Source organism: Paractinoplanes bogorensis (genome assembly GCF_018829635.1).
Taxonomy (GTDB): domain Bacteria; phylum Actinomycetota; class Actinomycetes; order Mycobacteriales; family Micromonosporaceae; genus Actinoplanes; species Actinoplanes bogorensis.
Genome location: NZ_JAHKKG010000009.1, coordinates 241,900 through 258,034, shown reverse-complemented (window position 1 = coordinate 258,034; position 16,135 = coordinate 241,900). Strand labels below are relative to the sequence as shown.

The following is a 16,135-nucleotide window of genomic DNA, read 5'->3' as shown; positions in this document are numbered from 1 at the left end:
CCCGGCAGGGGAGGTAGGCGGTGTCGACCGTCTCGCTCAAGGACGTCACCAAGGTTTGGCCGGACGGCACCGTAGCCGTCAACAATGTCAGCCTGGATGTCGACGACGGTGAGTTCCTGGTTCTCCTCGGGCCCTCGGGCTGCGGAAAGTCCACGATTCTCCGCATGATCGCCGGTCTTGAAGATCCCACTGAGGGCGACATCCTGCTCAACGGTGACCCGGTTCTCGAGCTCGCGCCGCGTGATCGCAGCATCGCCATGGTCTTCCAGGATTTCGCGCTTTATCCGCACATGACGGTGGGCGACAACATCGGTTTCCCGCTGAAGCTCTCGGGCGTCGAGCCGCACCCGCGCGGCGAGCGGGTCGGTGACGTCGCGGCCGCGCTGGGGATAGGGGACGTGCTGCGCCGCAAACCGAGCCAGCTCTCCGGCGGTCAGCGGCAGCGAGTGGCGATGGGCCGGGCGATCGTCCGCCGGCCCGGGCTGTTCCTGATGGACGAGCCGCTGTCGAACCTGGACAGCGGCCTGCGGGCCGAGCTGCGGGCCGAGATCTCGAGCCTGACCCGCGAGCTCGGCGTCACCACCATGTACGTGACGCACGACCAGGCCGAGGCGCTCACCATGGCCGACCGGGTCGCGATCATGCGCAAGGGCGTGCTGCAGGACGTCGGCACGCCGACCGAGGTGTACGGGCGACCGGCGACCCTCTATGTGGCCGCCTTCCTCGGCGCGCCCCGGATGAACCTGCTCGAGGCCGCGGTCTACGTGCATCTCGAGCGTTACATCGAGCTCAACTTCGGCGAGCAGGCCCTCTATCTGCCCTGGACCGACATCCGGGCCCGGGCCGTGGCGCACTATCACGGTGAGCGGATCGTCGTCGGGATGCGGGCCGAGGCGCTGACCCCGGTCGCGCCGGACGTGCCGGGAGACGTGCTGCGCGGTCGCATCCGCTATCTGGAGCACCACGGGCACGAGTCGCTGGCCTATCTGGACATCGGTGCCACGGCGATCGTGGTCGACGAGATGGGTGCCCGTCAGCGTGACGAGGAGGCGGTGACCAGCAGCCCGTTCAAGCGGATCGGCGGGGCCCTGCAACGACTCACCGGCCGGTCCAACGGCGGCGCCGTGCAGACCAAGGAGCCCGAGCAGACGAGCGTGCTCAACGACCCGGGCCGGCACCACCGGCGGCCGGCCGAGCTCGGGGTGCGGCTGGCGCCCTATCCGGCGGTCTCGCCCGGGCACCCGCTCTCGGTTGCGGTGCGGATGGACGCGCTGCACTTCTTCGACGAGCGGGGCGACCGCATCGACGTCGGCTGGCGCTGACCCTCTCGTTCACCCGGTAGTTCACCCGAAAGGCCCGTGCGTAAGCGCGGGCCTTTCCCCATTTGCATCCGTGGCGTACGGTTCTGCGCACACGTCGGTGCGATGGCGTATCGACGGTACGGACCCGACCTCTGGGGGTAGGAACGTGGCGAACGCGTCCGGACTCTTGGTAATCGAGCGCATCCTGCGCGACAGACAGGGCATCTGGCAGCAGATCGTGGAGGACCGCGATCTGCCTCGGCTCACCGGCCAGATGCTGGTCAGCTCGGTGGTGGCACTGGCCTTCTACGGCGCGGTGCTGGGCTCCTTCCACAGCGTGCTGATGGCCCTGACCTCGGCGGTCAAGCTGCCGCTGCTGTTCCTCGTCACCCTGGCGATCAGCCTGCCGACGCTCTACCTCTTCAACCTGGTGTTCGGCGCCCGGTTGTCGATCCGGCAGTCGCTCTCGCTGGTGATGGTCGCGCTGACCGTGACCGCCATGCTGGCGCTGGCGTTCGCTCCGATCAGCCTGTTCTTCCGCATCACGGCGCCTGACTACGCCTTCTTCAAGCTGCTCAACGTGGTCATCCTGGCGCTCTCGGCCCTGATCGGCCTGCGCTTCCTGACCGGCGGCATGCGGGTGCTCAACGAGCACGGGCTGCTGGCCCCCAAGGCGGTCGAGCCGGCCGCCGAGCCGGCTGCCGCGTCGGCTGTCGCGCCGGCCAAGGAGCTCGTGACGGCCGGGGCCCCGGCGGAGGGTGCGGCGCCCAATGGTGCGGCGCCGGTCCAGATTCCGCCCGGCATGGGTCAGCGGCGCGACCCGCACCGCCCCTACCAGCAGCGGCCGGTCACCCAGCCGACGCCGCCGAGCATGACGCTGCTCTACATCTGGATCCTGCTCTTCGGCTTCGTGGGCACCCAGCTCGCGTGGACGCTGCGCCCGTTCTTCGGCAGCCCGAACATGGAGTTCAGCCTGTACCGGGACATCAACGGCAACTTCTACGCCGAGATCTTCCGGACCATCGCCGACCTCTTCTAGCCCACCGGGCCGGACTTATCGTGGACGCGTGGTGCCACCGAGGTGGCACACCGCGTAGGCTGCACCACGGTGGAGGACAGAGTGAGGCAGGGTGTCCGGCCGGCTCCGATCGCGGAGCCGGTGGAGTCTGCCGTCTCGCCGACCGTCCTCGCCGAGCCGGTGCCGGCGAGTGCCGGTCGGCTTCTCGACCGTCGTTTCGGCCGTGACGAGATCGCCCTGGTGCGGCACGAGGTGTCGGCCCGCCTGCGGGCGGCCGGGCTGGTCGGTGACCGCCACGCCGGCTTCGTGCTCGCGGTCAACGAAGTGGTCACCAACGTCGTGCTGCACGCCGGGGGTCAGGGGCGGTTGCTGCTCTGGCTCGCCGGCGGCTCGGCCTGGTGCTCGGTGACCGACTCCGGCCCCGGCATCCCCGCGCGATACCTGGCGACTCCCGAGATTCCCGAGGCCTACGAGGTGGGTGGCCGCGGCATCTGGCTCGCCTACCAGCTCTGCGACGAGGTCACCGTGGCGACCGGCTCGATCGGTACCACGATCGGGTTGCGGATCACGGTTGGCGCGCCGGACGTCACAGGCCCGCAATAGTAGTTTGAACAGGCCGTAAACGCGCCGTCCGGACGTGAAGCCGCCCTTCCAGTCATATCCGTGTCCGAGGGCGACTACATTGGGCGCGTGCTCGGACTACCTCCTCACGTGACCGCCTGTCTTTTCGATCTTGACGGCGTACTCACTCAGACCGCCCTTGTGCACAATGCTGCGTGGAAGCAGACGTTCGACGCGTTCCTCGAGACGTGGTCGGCGCAGCACGACCAAGAGTTCGTCCCGTTCGACTCCGGCGCCGACTACCACCAATACGTCGACGGCCGTCCCCGCGCCGACGGGGTCCGCACCTTCCTCGCCTCTCGGCACATCACCCTTCCCGAGGGCACGCCGGACGACGGTCCCGACCAGGAGACCGTGAACGGCATCGGCAACAAGAAGAACCTCCTCGTCCTGCAGAAGATCAAAGAGGGCAAGGTCCAGGTCTACGACGGCTCCGTCGACTACCTGAAGGCCGTGAAGGAAGCCGGCCTGCGCCGCGCCGTCGTCTCGGCCAGTGCCAACTGCAAGGACGTTCTGGAGGCGGCCGGCATCACCGATTACATCGAGGTGCGCGTGGACGGTGTCACCGCCCGCGAGCAAAACTTGCCGGGCAAGCCCGCACCCGACACGTTCCTCTACGCCGCCGAACAGCTCGGCCTCCCGCCGGAAAGCTGTGCCGTCTATGAGGACGCTCTGGCCGGCGTCGCCGCTGGTCGTGCGGGAAAGTTCGGAATCGTGATCGGGGTTGACCGGGTGGGCCAGACTCAAGCCCTTCTGGACAACGGTGCCGACATCGTCGTCACGGACCTGTCCGAACTCCTGACGCGCTGAGCACGTATCAGCGTTTATATCTTCAAGACTTTTCCCTTGCTCATTTTCGAGAGGCACCACCGTGATCCGTGAACGGGCTTATCCCGTCGACCCGTGGCACATCCGGGAGACCCGGCTCGACCTGGACCTGCTGGCCCAGTCCGAATCGGTGTTCGCGCTGGCCAACGGACACATCGGGATACGCGGAAACCTGGACGAGGGCGAGCCGCACGGCCTGCCGGGCACCTATCTGAACTCGTTCTACGAGCTCCGCCCGCTGCCGTACGCCGAGGCCGGCTACGGCTTCCCCGAGTCCGGCCAGACGATGGTCAACGTGACCAACGCCAAGCTCATGCGGCTGCTGGTCGACGACGAGCCGTTCGACGTGCGCTACGGCGAACTCCGCTCGCACGAGCGGGTGCTCGACCTGCGGGCCGGCACGCTCGAGCGGACGGTCGAATGGGTGTCGCCGTCGGGTCAGGCCATCCGCGTACGCACCGTCCGGCTGGTCTCCTTCACCCAGCGCTCGGTCGTCGCGTTCCTCTACGAGGTCGAGCCGCTCGACGGCCCGTCCCGCCTGATCCTGCAGTCCGAACTCGTCGCCAACGAGCAGTTGCCGCCGATGAGCAAGGACCCGCGCGTCGCCGCCGTGCTCGACCACCCGCTGCAGTCCGAGGAGGTGCTCGAACAGCGCACCGGCGGTCTGCTGGTGCACCGCACCAAGGCGAGCGACCTGCGGATGGCCGCGGCCATGGAGCACCTGGTCGAGACGCCCGGCAAGCACGCGGTGACCACCGAGGGCCACCCGGACTGGCTGCGCACGACGGTGGCCTGCAAGCTCGAGCCGGGCCAGAAGCTGCGCGTGGTCAAGCTGGCCGCCTACGGCTGGTCCAGCCACCGCTCGCTGCCGGCCGTACGCGACCAGGTCGGCGCGGCGCTGGCCAGCGCCCGCCTGGACGGCTGGGAGGGCCTGGTCGAGGCCCAGCGCGAATACCTGGACGCCTTCTGGGACCACTCCGACGTCAAGGTCGAGGGCGACCCCGAGGTGCAGCAGGCGGTCCGCTTCGGGCTGTTCCACACGCTGCAGGCCGGTGCCCGGGCCGAGCAGCGGCCGATCGGCTCCAAGGGGCTCAGCGGCCCCGGCTACGACGGTCACACGTTCTGGGACGCCGAGACGTTCGTGCTGCCCGCGCTGACCTACACCCAGCCCTCGGCCGCGGCCGACGTGCTGCGCTGGCGGCACTCCACGCTCGACCTGGCCCGGGAGCGGGCCCAGACCCTCGGCCTGCAGGGCGCCGCGTTCCCGTGGCGCACGATCCGGGGCCAGGAGTGCTCGGCCTACTGGCCGGCCGGCACCGCGGGCTTCCACATCGGCGCCGACATCGCCGACGCCGTCCGCCGCTACGTGCAGGCCACCGGTGACTACGACTTCGAGCGCGAGGTCGGCCTCGAGCTGCTGGTCGAGACCGCGCGGCTGTGGCGCTCGCTGGGTCACCACGACCGGCACGGGCGCTTCCACATCGACGGCGTGACCGGCCCGGACGAGTACACGGCGGTCGTCGACGACAACATCTACACCAACCTGCTGGCCCAGCAGAACCTGTTGACCGCGGCCGATGCGGCCAAGCGGCACCCCGACCTCGCCCGCAAGCTGGGCGTGGACGACGAGGAGACGGCGAGCTGGCGCGACGCGGCGGCCTCGGTGCACATCCCGTACGACAAGGAACTGGGTGTCCACCAGCAGTCCGAGGGCTTCACCCGGCTGCAGGAGTGGGACTTCGAGAACACGCCGCCCGAGGCCTACCCGCTGCTGCTCAACTACCCGTACTTCGACCTGTACCGCAAGCAGGTGGTCAAGCAGTCCGACCTGGTGATGGCGATGTACATCCGGGGTGACGCGTTCACGCCGGAGGAGAAGGCGCGCAACTTCGCCTACTACGACGCCCGGACCGTGCGCGACTCGTCGCTCTCGGCCTGTGTGCAGGCGGTCATGGCGGCCGAGGTGGGCCATCTCGAGCTGGCTCACGACTATCTGGGCGAGGCCGCCCTGATGGACCTGCACGACCTGCACCAGAACTCGCGGGACGGCCTGCACATCGCGTCGCTGGCCGGCACGTGGATCTCGCTGGTGGCCGGTCTGGGCGGCATGCGCGACTTCAACGGTCAGCTGTCGTTCGCGCCGCGGCTGCCCAGCCGCATCAACAGCCTGGAGTTCTCGCTGCTGTGGCGCGGGCTGCGGCTGCGGGTGGCGGTGACCGCCGACGAGGTCACCTACTCGCTGCGCAACGGCGGTGGCTCGGCCCGGCTCGTGCTCCAGCACCACGGCAAGGACGTCGAGGTCACCCAGGTCAAGCCGGTGGTCGTGCCGATCCCGCCGGCCGGTGCGGTCGGCCCGGCGCCGACCCAGCCCGCCGGCCGTGCTCCGGTGCGGCGCGCGACCAGCTGATCCACGGCACGAAAAAGGGCCCCGGGAAACCGGGGCCCTTTTCTGTATGCGGTGCTCAGAGCAGCGATACGTGTACGTGGTCGGTGTGGTCACTCGGCCCGCTGTACGACTTCCAGCCGCTGGCCGGGAACCAGATCTGCTTGAACCAGATGACGTAATAGATACCGAGCCGGTCGGCATTACGCACCAGGAATGCCATCAGGTTATTACCGTACGTGCGCATGTCGCTATTGTGCGCGACCGAGAAGCCGCGGTTCTGCAGCGACCAGTCGCAGGCCCGGCCCTTCGGGTGTTCGAACGGCCCACCGTCGCGGTGACAGCCGACGAATCGATTGAAGCCGGCCTTCTTCACCTCTTTGTAGAGGTGCAGCGTGCGCGCGGTGATGCAGCCGCCGGTCGTCGGGTCGTCGACGTTGCAGCCCTCGGGCGAGAAACCGCCGTCGGAATTGCGCGGCGCGGGCGCGGCGTCGGGCGAATCGGCCAGCACCAGACCGTGCGTGAGGCTCTCGCCACCGACCAGGGCCAGTGCCTTGTCGGCCGCGTCCTTCTGCTTCTTCATCGCCAGCAGGTTGGTCTGCTGCTTCTTGACCTCGGCGTCGAGCGCGGCCTTCTTGGTGTTGACCTCGTCGATCGCCTTGTTCAGCTCGGCCAGCTTGCGGTCCTGCAGCGTGTTGATCTCTTCGAGCGAGACCGCCTTGTGCAGGAAGTCGTCGGAGCTCTGGCTGCCGAGCAGGAAGCTGGCCGCGCCGAGATGCCCGGTCCGATACTGCTGGCCGGCGATCGCGTTGACCTCGGGCAGCAACGAGAGGCGCTTGGCCTCGGCAGTCCGGATGTCGACGGCCAGCTTCTTCTGGGCGGTAGTGGACTTCGACACGGCGGCCTTGGCCGAGACGAAGCGCCGGTTCGACGACTCGATCACGTCGTCGAGGGTGGCGTTCTTGCCCACGGTGTCGCCCGCGGAGCCCTCGTCGGGCGAGGCCGAGTTGCCGTCACCCGGCTCGGCGCTCGCCGGTGCGGCGGGCGCGGCCAGGAAAGACAGTGCCACGATCGGCGCCAGGGCAAGCATCAGCCACCGGCGGGGTCGTACGGTCAATGCAGTTCCTTCCGGTAAACCGCCGACCGAGTTAGCTGACGGGTTCGGGACGGAAGCGATCCCTACCGCTTGCGCGGATGCACCCCACTGACCTGGTTCCCCGGCTCGCCTCGCGGCGATTGGGCGGTGGTCTGCCGGCACCTCGGGGGCGGTGCCTCGGTGGCATGACCGGCGGCCAGTTTACCCGAGAGTTCGCCGGTCTTCAGGACTCGGGAAATGGCAATCTTGTAGTCACTCAAACACATTCCGTAATTGCGGTGACGGGTCGTTGCCGGGCTATCGCGGAGCGTACGAAAACTGTCGATCAGTCGATGTAATGGGTATGGTCGGACCCGGCCCCCACCCCCAGGGGACCGCCGCCTAATCGTCTTTACGGACGAGCCGGGGAACCACGTACTTCCGGGGTGAATCCGCATTTGCGGTAGGGATCACTTTCCGTCCCGAACCCGTCAGCTAACTCGGTCGGCGGCCGACGGAAGGAACAGGCGTGCGGCACAAGACTGTCCGAAGACGAACGGCGGCCCTGCTGGCCCTGCTCGTCGCGCTCTCGGGGCTGGCCTTCGTCGGTCCGGCCGCCGCGGCGCCGGGTGACACCGGCGACGACGGCGAGGGCGCCCCCAAGTCCCTGATCCAGCAGCTCGAGGCGGCCTCCAAGGGCTTCGTCGAGGCCAAGGAGGCCCTGGCCCGGTCGAAGAGCCGGCAGGCCCAGCTCGCGGCCAAGCTCAAGCAGCTCGACGCCGACCTGGCGCCGCGGCAGGCTGCGATCGACGAGATCATCCAGAAGTCGTACCGGACCGGTCGTCTCGGTCCGATGACGGCGCTGCTCGGGGCCGACTCGACCAGCGGCTTCCTCGACCGGGCGGAGACGCTCGAGACCGTCGCGGTCAAGGAGAACCAGGTCGTCGCCGATCTCAAGGCCAACCGGGACGCTCAGGCCCAGGCCAAGCTGGCCATCGACATCGAGGTGCGCAACCAGGCCAAGCAGGTCAACGTGATGGCCAAGCGCAAGGTGCAGGCCGAGGCGGCGCTCAAGGCGGCCAACACCGGCGGCGACGCCAAGGAGCCGACCGACGGCGGGTCCAGCGACAAGGCCACCCCGACCAAGCGCAACTCCGACGGGTCACTGCCCTCCGAGGGCTGCACCGAGAACGACCCCACCACGAGTGGCTGCATCACGCCGCGCATGCTGCACGCGCTGAAGCAGGCCCAGTCCGACGGGTTCGATCACTACGTGGCCTGCTTCCGCCACCAGAACAGCGGCGAGCATCCCAAGGGGCAGGCGTGCGACTTCGCGGCCGAGAAGAAGGGTTTCGGCGGGGTCGCGTCGGGGTCCGACAAGGCGTACGGGACCAGGCTGGCCAACTACTTCATCAACAACTCGGACCGGCTCGGCGTGCTCTACGTCATCTGGTTCAAACGCATCTGGTTGCCGTCGAGCGGCTGGAAGGCGTACTCGAGAGGCAACGGCGACCCCTCGAGCGACCACACCAACCACGTGCATTTATCAGTGCGCTGAGCCCTACTTGTTGACGTAGGTCTCGTACTCCTTCATCACGTCGTCGGTCGCACCGTCGGCTCGGATCACGCCGGATTCGAGCCAGATGGTGCGCTCGCACGTGTCGCGGATCGACTGCTCGCTGTGGCTGACCAGGAACACCGTGCCGGCCTCCTGGCGCAGGTCGCGGACCCGCTGCTCGCTGCGCTTGCGGAACTTCGCGTCGCCGGTGGCGAGCGCCTCGTCGATCAGCAGCACGTCGTGCTTCTTGGCGGCGGCGATTGAGAAGCGCAGCCGGGCCGACATGCCGGACGAGTAGGTCTTCATCGGCAGCGAGCTGAAATCGCCCCGCTCGTTGATGCCGGAGAACTCGATGATGTCGGCCGTCTGCTGCTTGACCTCGGCCGGCGTCATGCCCATGGCCAGGCAGCCGAGCTCGACGTTGCGCTCGCCGGACAGATCGTTCATCAGCGCCGCGTTCACCCCCAGGAGGGACGGCTGGCCGGCCGCGAAGATGCCGCCGCCCCGCTCGACCGGGAGCAGCCCGGCGATCGCCCGCAGCAGCGTCGACTTGCCGGAGCCGTTGGTGCCGATCAGGCCGATCGCCTCGCCCTTGTAGGCGACGAAGCTGACCCCCTTGACCGCGTGCACCTCGCGTACGGCCGCGCTCTTCTTGCCCGTGATGATGCGCTTGAAGCTGGCCAGCGGCGTCTGTGAGCCGGCCGCGGCCGACCCGTAGATGCGATAGACGACGTGCGCGTTGTCCGCGATGACGGTGGGTTCCCGCTCGCTGTCAGCCACGGCCGTAGCCCTTCTCTCCGCGCCAGAAGTAGACATAACCACCGACGGTGACGAGCACCGTCCAGACGACGGCCTGCAGCCACAGGAGCGGCGCCGGCTGGGCCAGTTCGACGTTTTCCATCAGCGCGTGCCGGACCAGCTCGATGAAGATCAGCATCGGGTTCGACTCGACCAGGGCGAGCTCCCAGCCGTGCAGCCGCTGGGAGAAGAACGTGACCGGGTAGAGCACGGCCGACCCGTACATCCAGATGCGCAGGATGTAGGGGATCAGCTGCCGGATGTCGGTGACCTTGGAGATCAGTCGCGAGACGAACAGCGCCAGACCCGCGTTGAAGAACGACTGGAGCAGCAGGGCCGGGATCAGCAGCAGCCACTGGGCGTTGATCGGCTCACCGGTGAGCAGCACGATCGCGATCAGCACGATCATCGAGGCGATCATGTTGCGGACCTCGACCAGGGTGACCGCGATGGGCAGGCTGGCCCGGGGGAAGTGCAGCGCCCGGATCAGGGCCATGTTGGCCGTGATCGACTGGGAACCCGCCTGGACCACCGTCTGGGTGAACCCGAAGACGAAGACACCGGCACAGAGGTACGCGATGAAGTTGTCGACGTTCTGCTTGGTGTTGATCAGAACGCCGAAGATCACGTAGTAGACGCCGGCGTTGATCAGCGGGGTCAGCAGCTGCCAGACCACGCCCAGCTTGGTGCTGCCCAGCGACGCGCTCACCTTGGCGTTGGCGAAGGCGGCTATGAAGTGCCGGTAGGACCAGAGGTGCCGGGTGTATTCCGGCAGGCTGGGCAGACGCCCCGCCTTCGTCAGGCCGTGCCGACGGGCCAGCTCGGTGAGCGATGGCCCGGTGTCGGAATCGGCGACCGCCGTCTGAGCCATGGGGTGGTGCTCCGATCTCGTCGGCCCGTGCGAGGAACCGGGCCCTGGTTCTTTAGGCGAGAACACTCAATCAGCATGTCAAGTCTCCGCCGATGGTACGGCTTCGTATCGACGTGCCGGAAAGGCTATCGGACGAAAGGGCGGAACGCAACCGTAACGTCCTGGCGTATAGTGACCGGGTGGCAACAGGAAAGCGCGCACCAGCCGGGGCCGCGGTGCTCCGAACCGACATCACCGTGGCGATCCGCGACGCCGTGATGTACGAACTGGCCGAGGTCGGTTACGGCCGGCTCTCGATCGAGGCGGTGGCGCGCCGCGCCGGCGTCGGCAAGACCGCGATCTACCGCCGCTGGAGCAACAAGCTCGAGATGGTTCTCGAGATCGTGTCGGACGTGGCCGGTCGCAGTGTCCCGTTGCCCGACACCGGCAGCTTCGCCGGTGACCTCCAGCTGATCATGATGATCGTGAGCCGGGCCCTGCAACACCGGATCGCCTCTCAGATCATCCCCGATCTGATGGCCGAGGCCGCGCGCAACCCGCAGATCGCCGAGACGCTGCAGACCGCCCTGCGCACCCACCAGCAGGCGGTCGGCGAAAAGCTGATCGGCCAGGCGGTGGCCCGGGGTGAACTGCCCGAGGGCACCGATCCGGACGTCGCGGTCGACCTGATCCTCGGCCCGCTCTACTGGCGGCTGGCCGTCTCGCGGTCGAAACCCGACGCCGAATACCTCGACAAGCTGATGGTGGCGGTCACGGCCGCCCTGCGCGGTTCGGCGGGCTGAAAACGTCCGAACGGCGCCGGCGCGGCCGATGGTAGGGCCATGCGTTTTCACCGGCATGTCGACACCACCGATCTGGACGCGGCGGGTGTTCCGGTCGGTCCCTGGTTGAGCGCGGATGGCACGGTTCGTCTCGACATCAAGACCGACGGAACGTACGTGGGAAAGGTGCTCGGCCGCAAGCGTCCGGCGCGCGGCACCTATCACCTCGAAGACGGCGTCTTGACTCTCGACGACGATTCCGGCCTGCACACGCCGGTCACCGTGCGCGGCGACGCGCTCGAGATGGCCGGTCACCGGCTCGGGCGCGTCGCTCTCTAGGCTGCTCACCGGCCCACCCCGCCCGACCAGGGGGCGGGCCCCGACCTTACGCGCTGTGGCTCCGCGAACTCGGGTTATCCACAGCGCGCGGTTGTCCACAGGGCCGGCTCAGACCGGGGCGGGCTCCGGATAGCTTGGCTCCGACTCGGCGGGGGAGGGGCGCCGGTCCAGGCGGAAGCTCCACACGGCCAGCACCAGGCCGGTGAGCGCCAGCAGGACGCCGATCCAGGCCGCGGACAGGTAACCCCAGCCGGCCGCGATCACGGCGCCGCCCAGGGCCGCTCCGACGCTGTTGGCGACGTTGGAGGCGGACTGGTTGACCGCCGCGCCCATCAACTGGGCCCGGGGCGCCACGGCGATCAGGCGGGCCTGCAGGGCGGGGCCGATGAACAGGGCAGCCGCGCCGATCAGGAAAACGGACGCGAAGAGCCCGACCGGATGGTGGGCCACGATCCCGAACAGGGCGACCGTGACGATCATGGCGACGAACCCGAGCAGCACGCTGCGGCGCAGGTTGCGGTCGGCCGCGACGCCGCCGATGGCGTTGCCGACGGTCATGCCCAGGCCCATCACGGCCAGGACCCAGGGCACGTACGACTCCGGCAGCCCGGTCACGTGCGTGGTCACCGGGGCGATGTAGCTGTTCACCGCGAAGAAGCCGCCGAACCCGATCGCGCCCACGGCCGCCGCCAGCCAGACCTGGCGGGAGCGGAAGGCGCCCAGCTCGGCCCGCGCCGACCCGCCCGCGGCCGGGGCGACCTCGGGCACCGTGAAGAGCACGAAGAGCAGGGTGAGGGCGAAGACGCCACCCACCGCCAGGTAGGCCACCCGCCAGCCCGCGGCCTGCCCGAGGCCGGTGATCAGCGGGACGCCGAAGACGTTGGCCGCGGTCAGGCCGCTCAGCACGATCGAGAAGCCCTTGGCGTGGCTGCCCGGTCCGAGCATCGAGGCGGCCAGCAGTCCGGCCGCCCCGAAGTAGGCGCCGTGGGCCAGGGCGGCCACGAAGCGTCCGGCCAGCACCAGGCCGAAGGTGGGGGCCAGGGCCGAGGCGACCGTGCCGGTCACGAAGATCAGGAGTAGCAGGAGCACCAGGCGCCGGCGTGGCATCCGGGCGGTCAGGGCGGCGATCGTGGGTGCGCCGACCACCACGCCCAGGGCGTAGATGGTGATCATCCAGCCGGCCTGGGCCACCCCCTCGGCCGACGACCGGGCGTACACCTCGGGCAGCAGGTCGCGGGCCAGGTCGGGCAGCAGGCCCATGGCCACGAACTCGGTCAGGCCGAGACCGAAGCCGCCCAGGGCGAGGGCGATGAGCGCGGCCCAGCGGCGGCGGGCGGTGAGGTTCTCCACGTCCTCGACTCTAGAACGTTCTAGGGCGCGGCGGGTTAGAACGTTCTAGTGATCCACGGTAAATTCTTCGGTCATGACCGTGGAGGGACGTCGCACGACGCTGGCCGACGTGGCCGCCGAGGCGGGTGTGTCGGTGGCGCTGGTCTCGATCGTGATGCGGGGCGCCCCGGGCGCCAGTGCGGCCACCCGGGAGCGGGTGCTCGAGGTCGCCCGCCGGCTCGACTACCAGCCCGACAGCCGGGCCCGCCTGCTGCGCAGTGGTCAGAGCCGGCTGCTGGGCGTGGTCTTCGGCGTGCAGCATCCGTTCCACGACGACCTGCTGACCGGCCTGTACGACGCAGCCGAGCGGATCGGGTACGAGCTGACCCTGAGCGCGGTCACCCCGCGACGCGACGAACGTACGGCGATCGCGGGTCTTCTGCAGGATCGGTGCGCCGCGCTCGTGCTGCTCGGACCGCAGATCACCGTGGCCGAGCTGGGCGCGCTGGCGGCCCGGCTGCCGGTGGTGGCCATGATGCGCAACGTGCGCCGCCGGGACATCGACGTGGTGCGCACCGACGACGCCCGCGGGCTGCACCTGGCTGTCGATCATCTGGTCGCCCTCGGGCACCGCCGGATCGCGCACGTCGACGGTGGGCGCTGGCTGGCCTCGGCCGAACGGCGACAGGGCTATCGCGATGCGATGAAGCGGCACGGCCTGGAGGCGTACGGGAAAATCGTCTCGGGTGGTTTCGGTGAGGAGGACGGCGCGCGGGCGGCCCGCGTGCTGCTGGACGATCCGCCGACCGCGGTGACCGTCTTCAACGACCTCAGCGCCACCGGGCTCCTCGACGTGCTGCGCCGCCACGGGATCTCGGTGCCGGGCGACCTCAGCGTGGTCGGCTACGACGACAGCAGTTTCAGCCGGCTCGCGCACATCGACCTGACCACCGTCGCGCAGGACATCGAGACCATGGCGACGCTGGCCGTGGCGCGGGCGGTCGAGCGCATCGACGGCGCCCCGGTCGTGCATCGCGAGGTGGTGATCCCACCGCGGCTGGTCGTGCGCGGGACCACCGGCCCCTCGGGCGCCTAAGCCCCGGGCCGATCGGGCCGAACTGAAGAGAAAGGACTCGGTTCGGGGGAAAGATGCGGTTGCGGGGATTCACCCTCGTGGTGCTGCCGTTCCTGCTGAGCGCATGCGGTTCCCCGGCGCCGTCGGTGAGCACGACTCCGACACCCACGGGTCCGGCCTGGGTCACGGTCAATCCCGGCCGGGCGACGGCGGCTCCGAGCGTGGCTCCCAGCGGCTCCTACCGGGGCGGGCTGCCGCCGGTGTCGTACCTGCCCACCGGCTCGGCCTGCGCGGTCCAGTGGGAGCAGGACATCGAGAAGGTCATGATCCCGATGATCGTCACGGTGGGGACCGGCTCGATCAAGGTGCAATGGCCCAACCGCTACGGCAACCGCTACCGCGTCACCGCCGTCCGGCAGGATCTGGTCAGCGGTGCCCAGCCCGAACCCGTCTGGCAGACCGTGACGACCGGCTCCGAGTGCACCTCGGGCGCGACGATCAGCGGGCTCCTCTCGGGCGTCGCCTATGTGGTGTGGCTCGACGCCCCGGACACCCCGCGCGGGCCCGATGGTTCGCGCGGCCTGTACAGCGGGCGGTCGTCGATCGTGAAGCCACTATGAGGCAAGTGAAGCCACTATGAGGCAATAGTGTTGCGACCGCTCCATTTGGCCGCGTAGAGGCGGTCGTCGGCCTCGCGGAACAGGGTCTCGCCGGACATGCCGTCGGCCAGCGCGGCCAGACCGACGCTCACGGTGAGGCGTACGCCGGGCAGGATGTCGGTGCGGGCCACGGCGGCCCGGATGCGCTCGGCCACCTCGCGGCCGACGGTCAGGTCACCCTGCAGAAACACGGTGAACTCGTCACCCGCGTAGCGGACCGGGATGTCTTCGGCCCGGCAGTGGGCGCGCAGGATGCCGGCCACCTCGCGCAGTGCCCGGTCGCCGGTGGCGTGCGAGTACGCGTCGTTGACCGCCTTGAAGTGGTCGACGTCGACGATCAGAAGCACCAGCGGGGCCGTCACCCGGCCCCGGTCGATGCCCTGCATCAGCAGGTCGAAGCGGCGCCGGTTGTCCAGGCCGGTGAGCGGGTCACGCAGCACCTCGCGCTCGGCCCGGGCCCGGGCCAGCTCGGACTCCTCGCGCTGGCGGGCCTGGCGCAGCATCGCGACCCGCTGCTCGCGCAGCCGCCACAGCTCCCGCGTCTGGCCCTCGACCGCCTCGAACATGTCGCGGCCGGCCTGGCCGTCGTCGGTGGCCAGGGCGGTCAGCGCCAGCTCGAACCGGATCACCGGCTTCTCGTCGGGGCGGGTGCCGAACGCGCACAGCTCGCGGGCGGCCACGAACTCGGTCCGGGCCTCGGCCAGGGCGCCCTGGGAACGCAGGCTGATGCCGAGGGCCAGGTGGGCCATCCGGGCGTACCGGTAGTTCTCGGCCTCGCGCAGGGGCATCACCGACTCGCGGGCCAGCTTCTCGGCCGGTACCACGTCGCCCAGCTTGGCCAGGGCCAGCGCCAGCATCGCGACCGCGACCACGTCGTCCGGGCGCCGCTCGACGTGCTGCCGGGTGATCTCGGCACTGCGCCGCAGCCGGGCCGCCCCCTCGTCGGGCCGGCCGACGTGGCTGAGCCGGAGCCCCCAGTGCAGCAGGGTGGCCGCGTGCACCAGCGCGAAGCTCGACTTCCGGATGCTGAGCTGCTCGTACGTGGTGGCGGCGGTCTCGTACATCTCGGCCGCGGTGGCCGCCTCGGCGAACGAGCAGAGCGCCGAGACCCGCCGTTCGGTGTCGGTCTGCGGTTCGGTCCGGTCGAGCAGCACGCCGGCCCGGGCCAGGTTGCGCATCGCCAGGAAGTACCGCCCCCGCAGGACGTCGATCTGGGCGAGGTCGCAGAGGGTCTTGGCCTCGCCGACGGCCGACCGGTGCCGCCGGAGCAGTCGCTCGCCCAGGTCGTACGCCTCGGCCAGGCGTCCCATGTGGAGGTTGGCATACATCTGGCCCTGCATGAGGAACAGCGTCGTGCGGTCGTCGCCGACGGCGTGGGCGATGGCCAGATAGGCGTCGGCGGCCGCGAGGGCCTCGTGGCCGTGGCCGGTGTTGGCCAGCCGATGAACCCGGACCGCCAGCAACTGCAGCGGCCCGAATGCCGTCACCGGCACGATCTCGCCCTCCATGGTCCCAGTAT

15 protein-coding genes and 2 riboswitches are annotated in these 16,135 nt (G+C 69.4%); of the genes, 10 read left to right on the top strand and 5 right to left on the bottom strand.

The window, feature by feature from the left end; all coding sequences use genetic code 11:
- Positions 1-20: 20 nt before the first annotated feature.
- The 5 genes from KOI35_RS29225 (at position 21) to KOI35_RS29205 (ending at position 6,175) form a co-directional block, all read left to right on the top strand.
- Positions 21-1,322, top strand: a complete 1,302-nt coding sequence (locus KOI35_RS29225) for an ABC transporter ATP-binding protein (RefSeq protein WP_215791847.1) — start codon at positions 21-23, stop codon at positions 1,320-1,322.
- A 145-nt stretch (positions 1,323-1,467) separates the two neighbouring features.
- Entirely contained in the window at positions 1,468-2,340 is an 873-nt protein-coding gene (locus KOI35_RS29220) for a hypothetical protein (protein ID WP_215791846.1), read from the top strand.
- Between the two features lie 120 nt (positions 2,341-2,460).
- On the top strand, positions 2,461-2,922 hold the full coding sequence (locus KOI35_RS47720; RefSeq protein ID WP_308121204.1) for an ATP-binding protein: 462 nt from the start codon (positions 2,461-2,463) through the stop codon (positions 2,920-2,922).
- A gap of 87 nt (positions 2,923-3,009) precedes the next feature.
- The gene (locus KOI35_RS29210; RefSeq protein WP_215792037.1) at positions 3,010-3,750 is read left to right on the top strand and encodes an HAD family hydrolase; all 741 of its coding nucleotides are present in this window, start codon (positions 3,010-3,012) and stop codon (positions 3,748-3,750) included.
- Between the two features lie 61 nt (positions 3,751-3,811).
- Positions 3,812-6,175, top strand: a complete 2,364-nt coding sequence (locus KOI35_RS29205) for a glycoside hydrolase family 65 protein (RefSeq protein WP_215791844.1) — start codon at positions 3,812-3,814, stop codon at positions 6,173-6,175.
- A gap of 55 nt (positions 6,176-6,230) precedes the next feature.
- Here KOI35_RS29205 and KOI35_RS29200 read toward each other — a convergent pair whose 3' ends face one another.
- Positions 6,231-7,268, bottom strand: a complete 1,038-nt coding sequence (locus KOI35_RS29200) for a coiled-coil domain-containing protein (protein WP_215791843.1) — start codon at positions 7,266-7,268, stop codon at positions 6,231-6,233.
- Positions 7,269-7,271: 3 nt separating this feature from the next.
- Positions 7,272-7,404: riboswitch (cyclic di-AMP (ydaO/yuaA leader) on the bottom strand.
- A gap of 211 nt (positions 7,405-7,615) precedes the next feature.
- Positions 7,616-7,752: riboswitch (cyclic di-AMP (ydaO/yuaA leader) on the top strand.
- Between the two features lie 3 nt (positions 7,753-7,755).
- On the opposite strand from KOI35_RS29200, the gene KOI35_RS29195 reads away from it, so the two are divergent.
- Positions 7,756-8,784: a coiled-coil domain-containing protein gene (locus KOI35_RS29195; RefSeq protein WP_215791842.1), complete on the top strand. Its 1,029-nt coding sequence runs from the start codon at positions 7,756-7,758 to the stop codon at positions 8,782-8,784.
- 3 nt (positions 8,785-8,787) lie between these two features.
- Here the strand turns inward: KOI35_RS29195 and KOI35_RS29190 are convergent, their stop codons facing one another.
- Positions 8,788-9,606, bottom strand: coding sequence for an ABC transporter ATP-binding protein (locus KOI35_RS29190; RefSeq protein WP_438870627.1), 819 nt, complete (start codon positions 9,604-9,606; stop codon positions 8,788-8,790).
- The gene (locus KOI35_RS29185) at positions 9,557-10,453 is read right to left on the bottom strand and encodes an ABC transporter permease (protein WP_215791840.1); all 897 of its coding nucleotides are present in this window, start codon (positions 10,451-10,453) and stop codon (positions 9,557-9,559) included. The genes KOI35_RS29190 and KOI35_RS29185 overlap by 50 nt, the downstream gene beginning before the upstream one ends.
- A gap of 179 nt (positions 10,454-10,632) precedes the next feature.
- Here KOI35_RS29185 and KOI35_RS29180 point away from each other — a divergent pair, with 179 nt between their 5' ends.
- The gene (locus KOI35_RS29180) at positions 10,633-11,235 is read left to right on the top strand and encodes a TetR/AcrR family transcriptional regulator (protein ID WP_308121203.1); all 603 of its coding nucleotides are present in this window, start codon (positions 10,633-10,635) and stop codon (positions 11,233-11,235) included.
- 39 nt (positions 11,236-11,274) lie between these two features.
- Positions 11,275-11,553, top strand: coding sequence for an Atu4866 domain-containing protein (locus KOI35_RS29175; RefSeq protein ID WP_215791838.1), 279 nt, complete (start codon positions 11,275-11,277; stop codon positions 11,551-11,553).
- Between the two features lie 108 nt (positions 11,554-11,661).
- On the opposite strand, the gene KOI35_RS29170 is transcribed toward KOI35_RS29175, so the two are convergent.
- Positions 11,662-12,903, bottom strand: a complete 1,242-nt coding sequence (locus tag KOI35_RS29170) for an MFS transporter (RefSeq protein WP_215791837.1) — start codon at positions 12,901-12,903, stop codon at positions 11,662-11,664.
- Between the two features lie 73 nt (positions 12,904-12,976).
- Between KOI35_RS29170 and KOI35_RS29165 the strand changes: the two genes are divergently transcribed.
- Both KOI35_RS29165 and KOI35_RS29160 read left to right on the top strand, forming a co-directional pair.
- A complete protein-coding gene (locus KOI35_RS29165) occupies positions 12,977-13,978 on the top strand; it encodes a LacI family DNA-binding transcriptional regulator (RefSeq protein ID WP_215791836.1) in 1,002 nt (333 codons plus the stop codon).
- Positions 13,979-14,031: 53 nt separating this feature from the next.
- Entirely contained in the window at positions 14,032-14,577 is a 546-nt protein-coding gene (locus KOI35_RS29160) for a YajG family lipoprotein (protein WP_215791835.1), read from the top strand.
- A gap of 14 nt (positions 14,578-14,591) precedes the next feature.
- Here the strand turns inward: KOI35_RS29160 and KOI35_RS29155 are convergent, their stop codons facing one another.
- Complete coding sequence (locus KOI35_RS29155) at positions 14,592-16,124, bottom strand: GGDEF domain-containing protein (protein ID WP_215791834.1); 1,533 nt, start codon at positions 16,122-16,124, stop codon at positions 14,592-14,594.
- Positions 16,125-16,135: the final 11 nt, after the last annotated feature.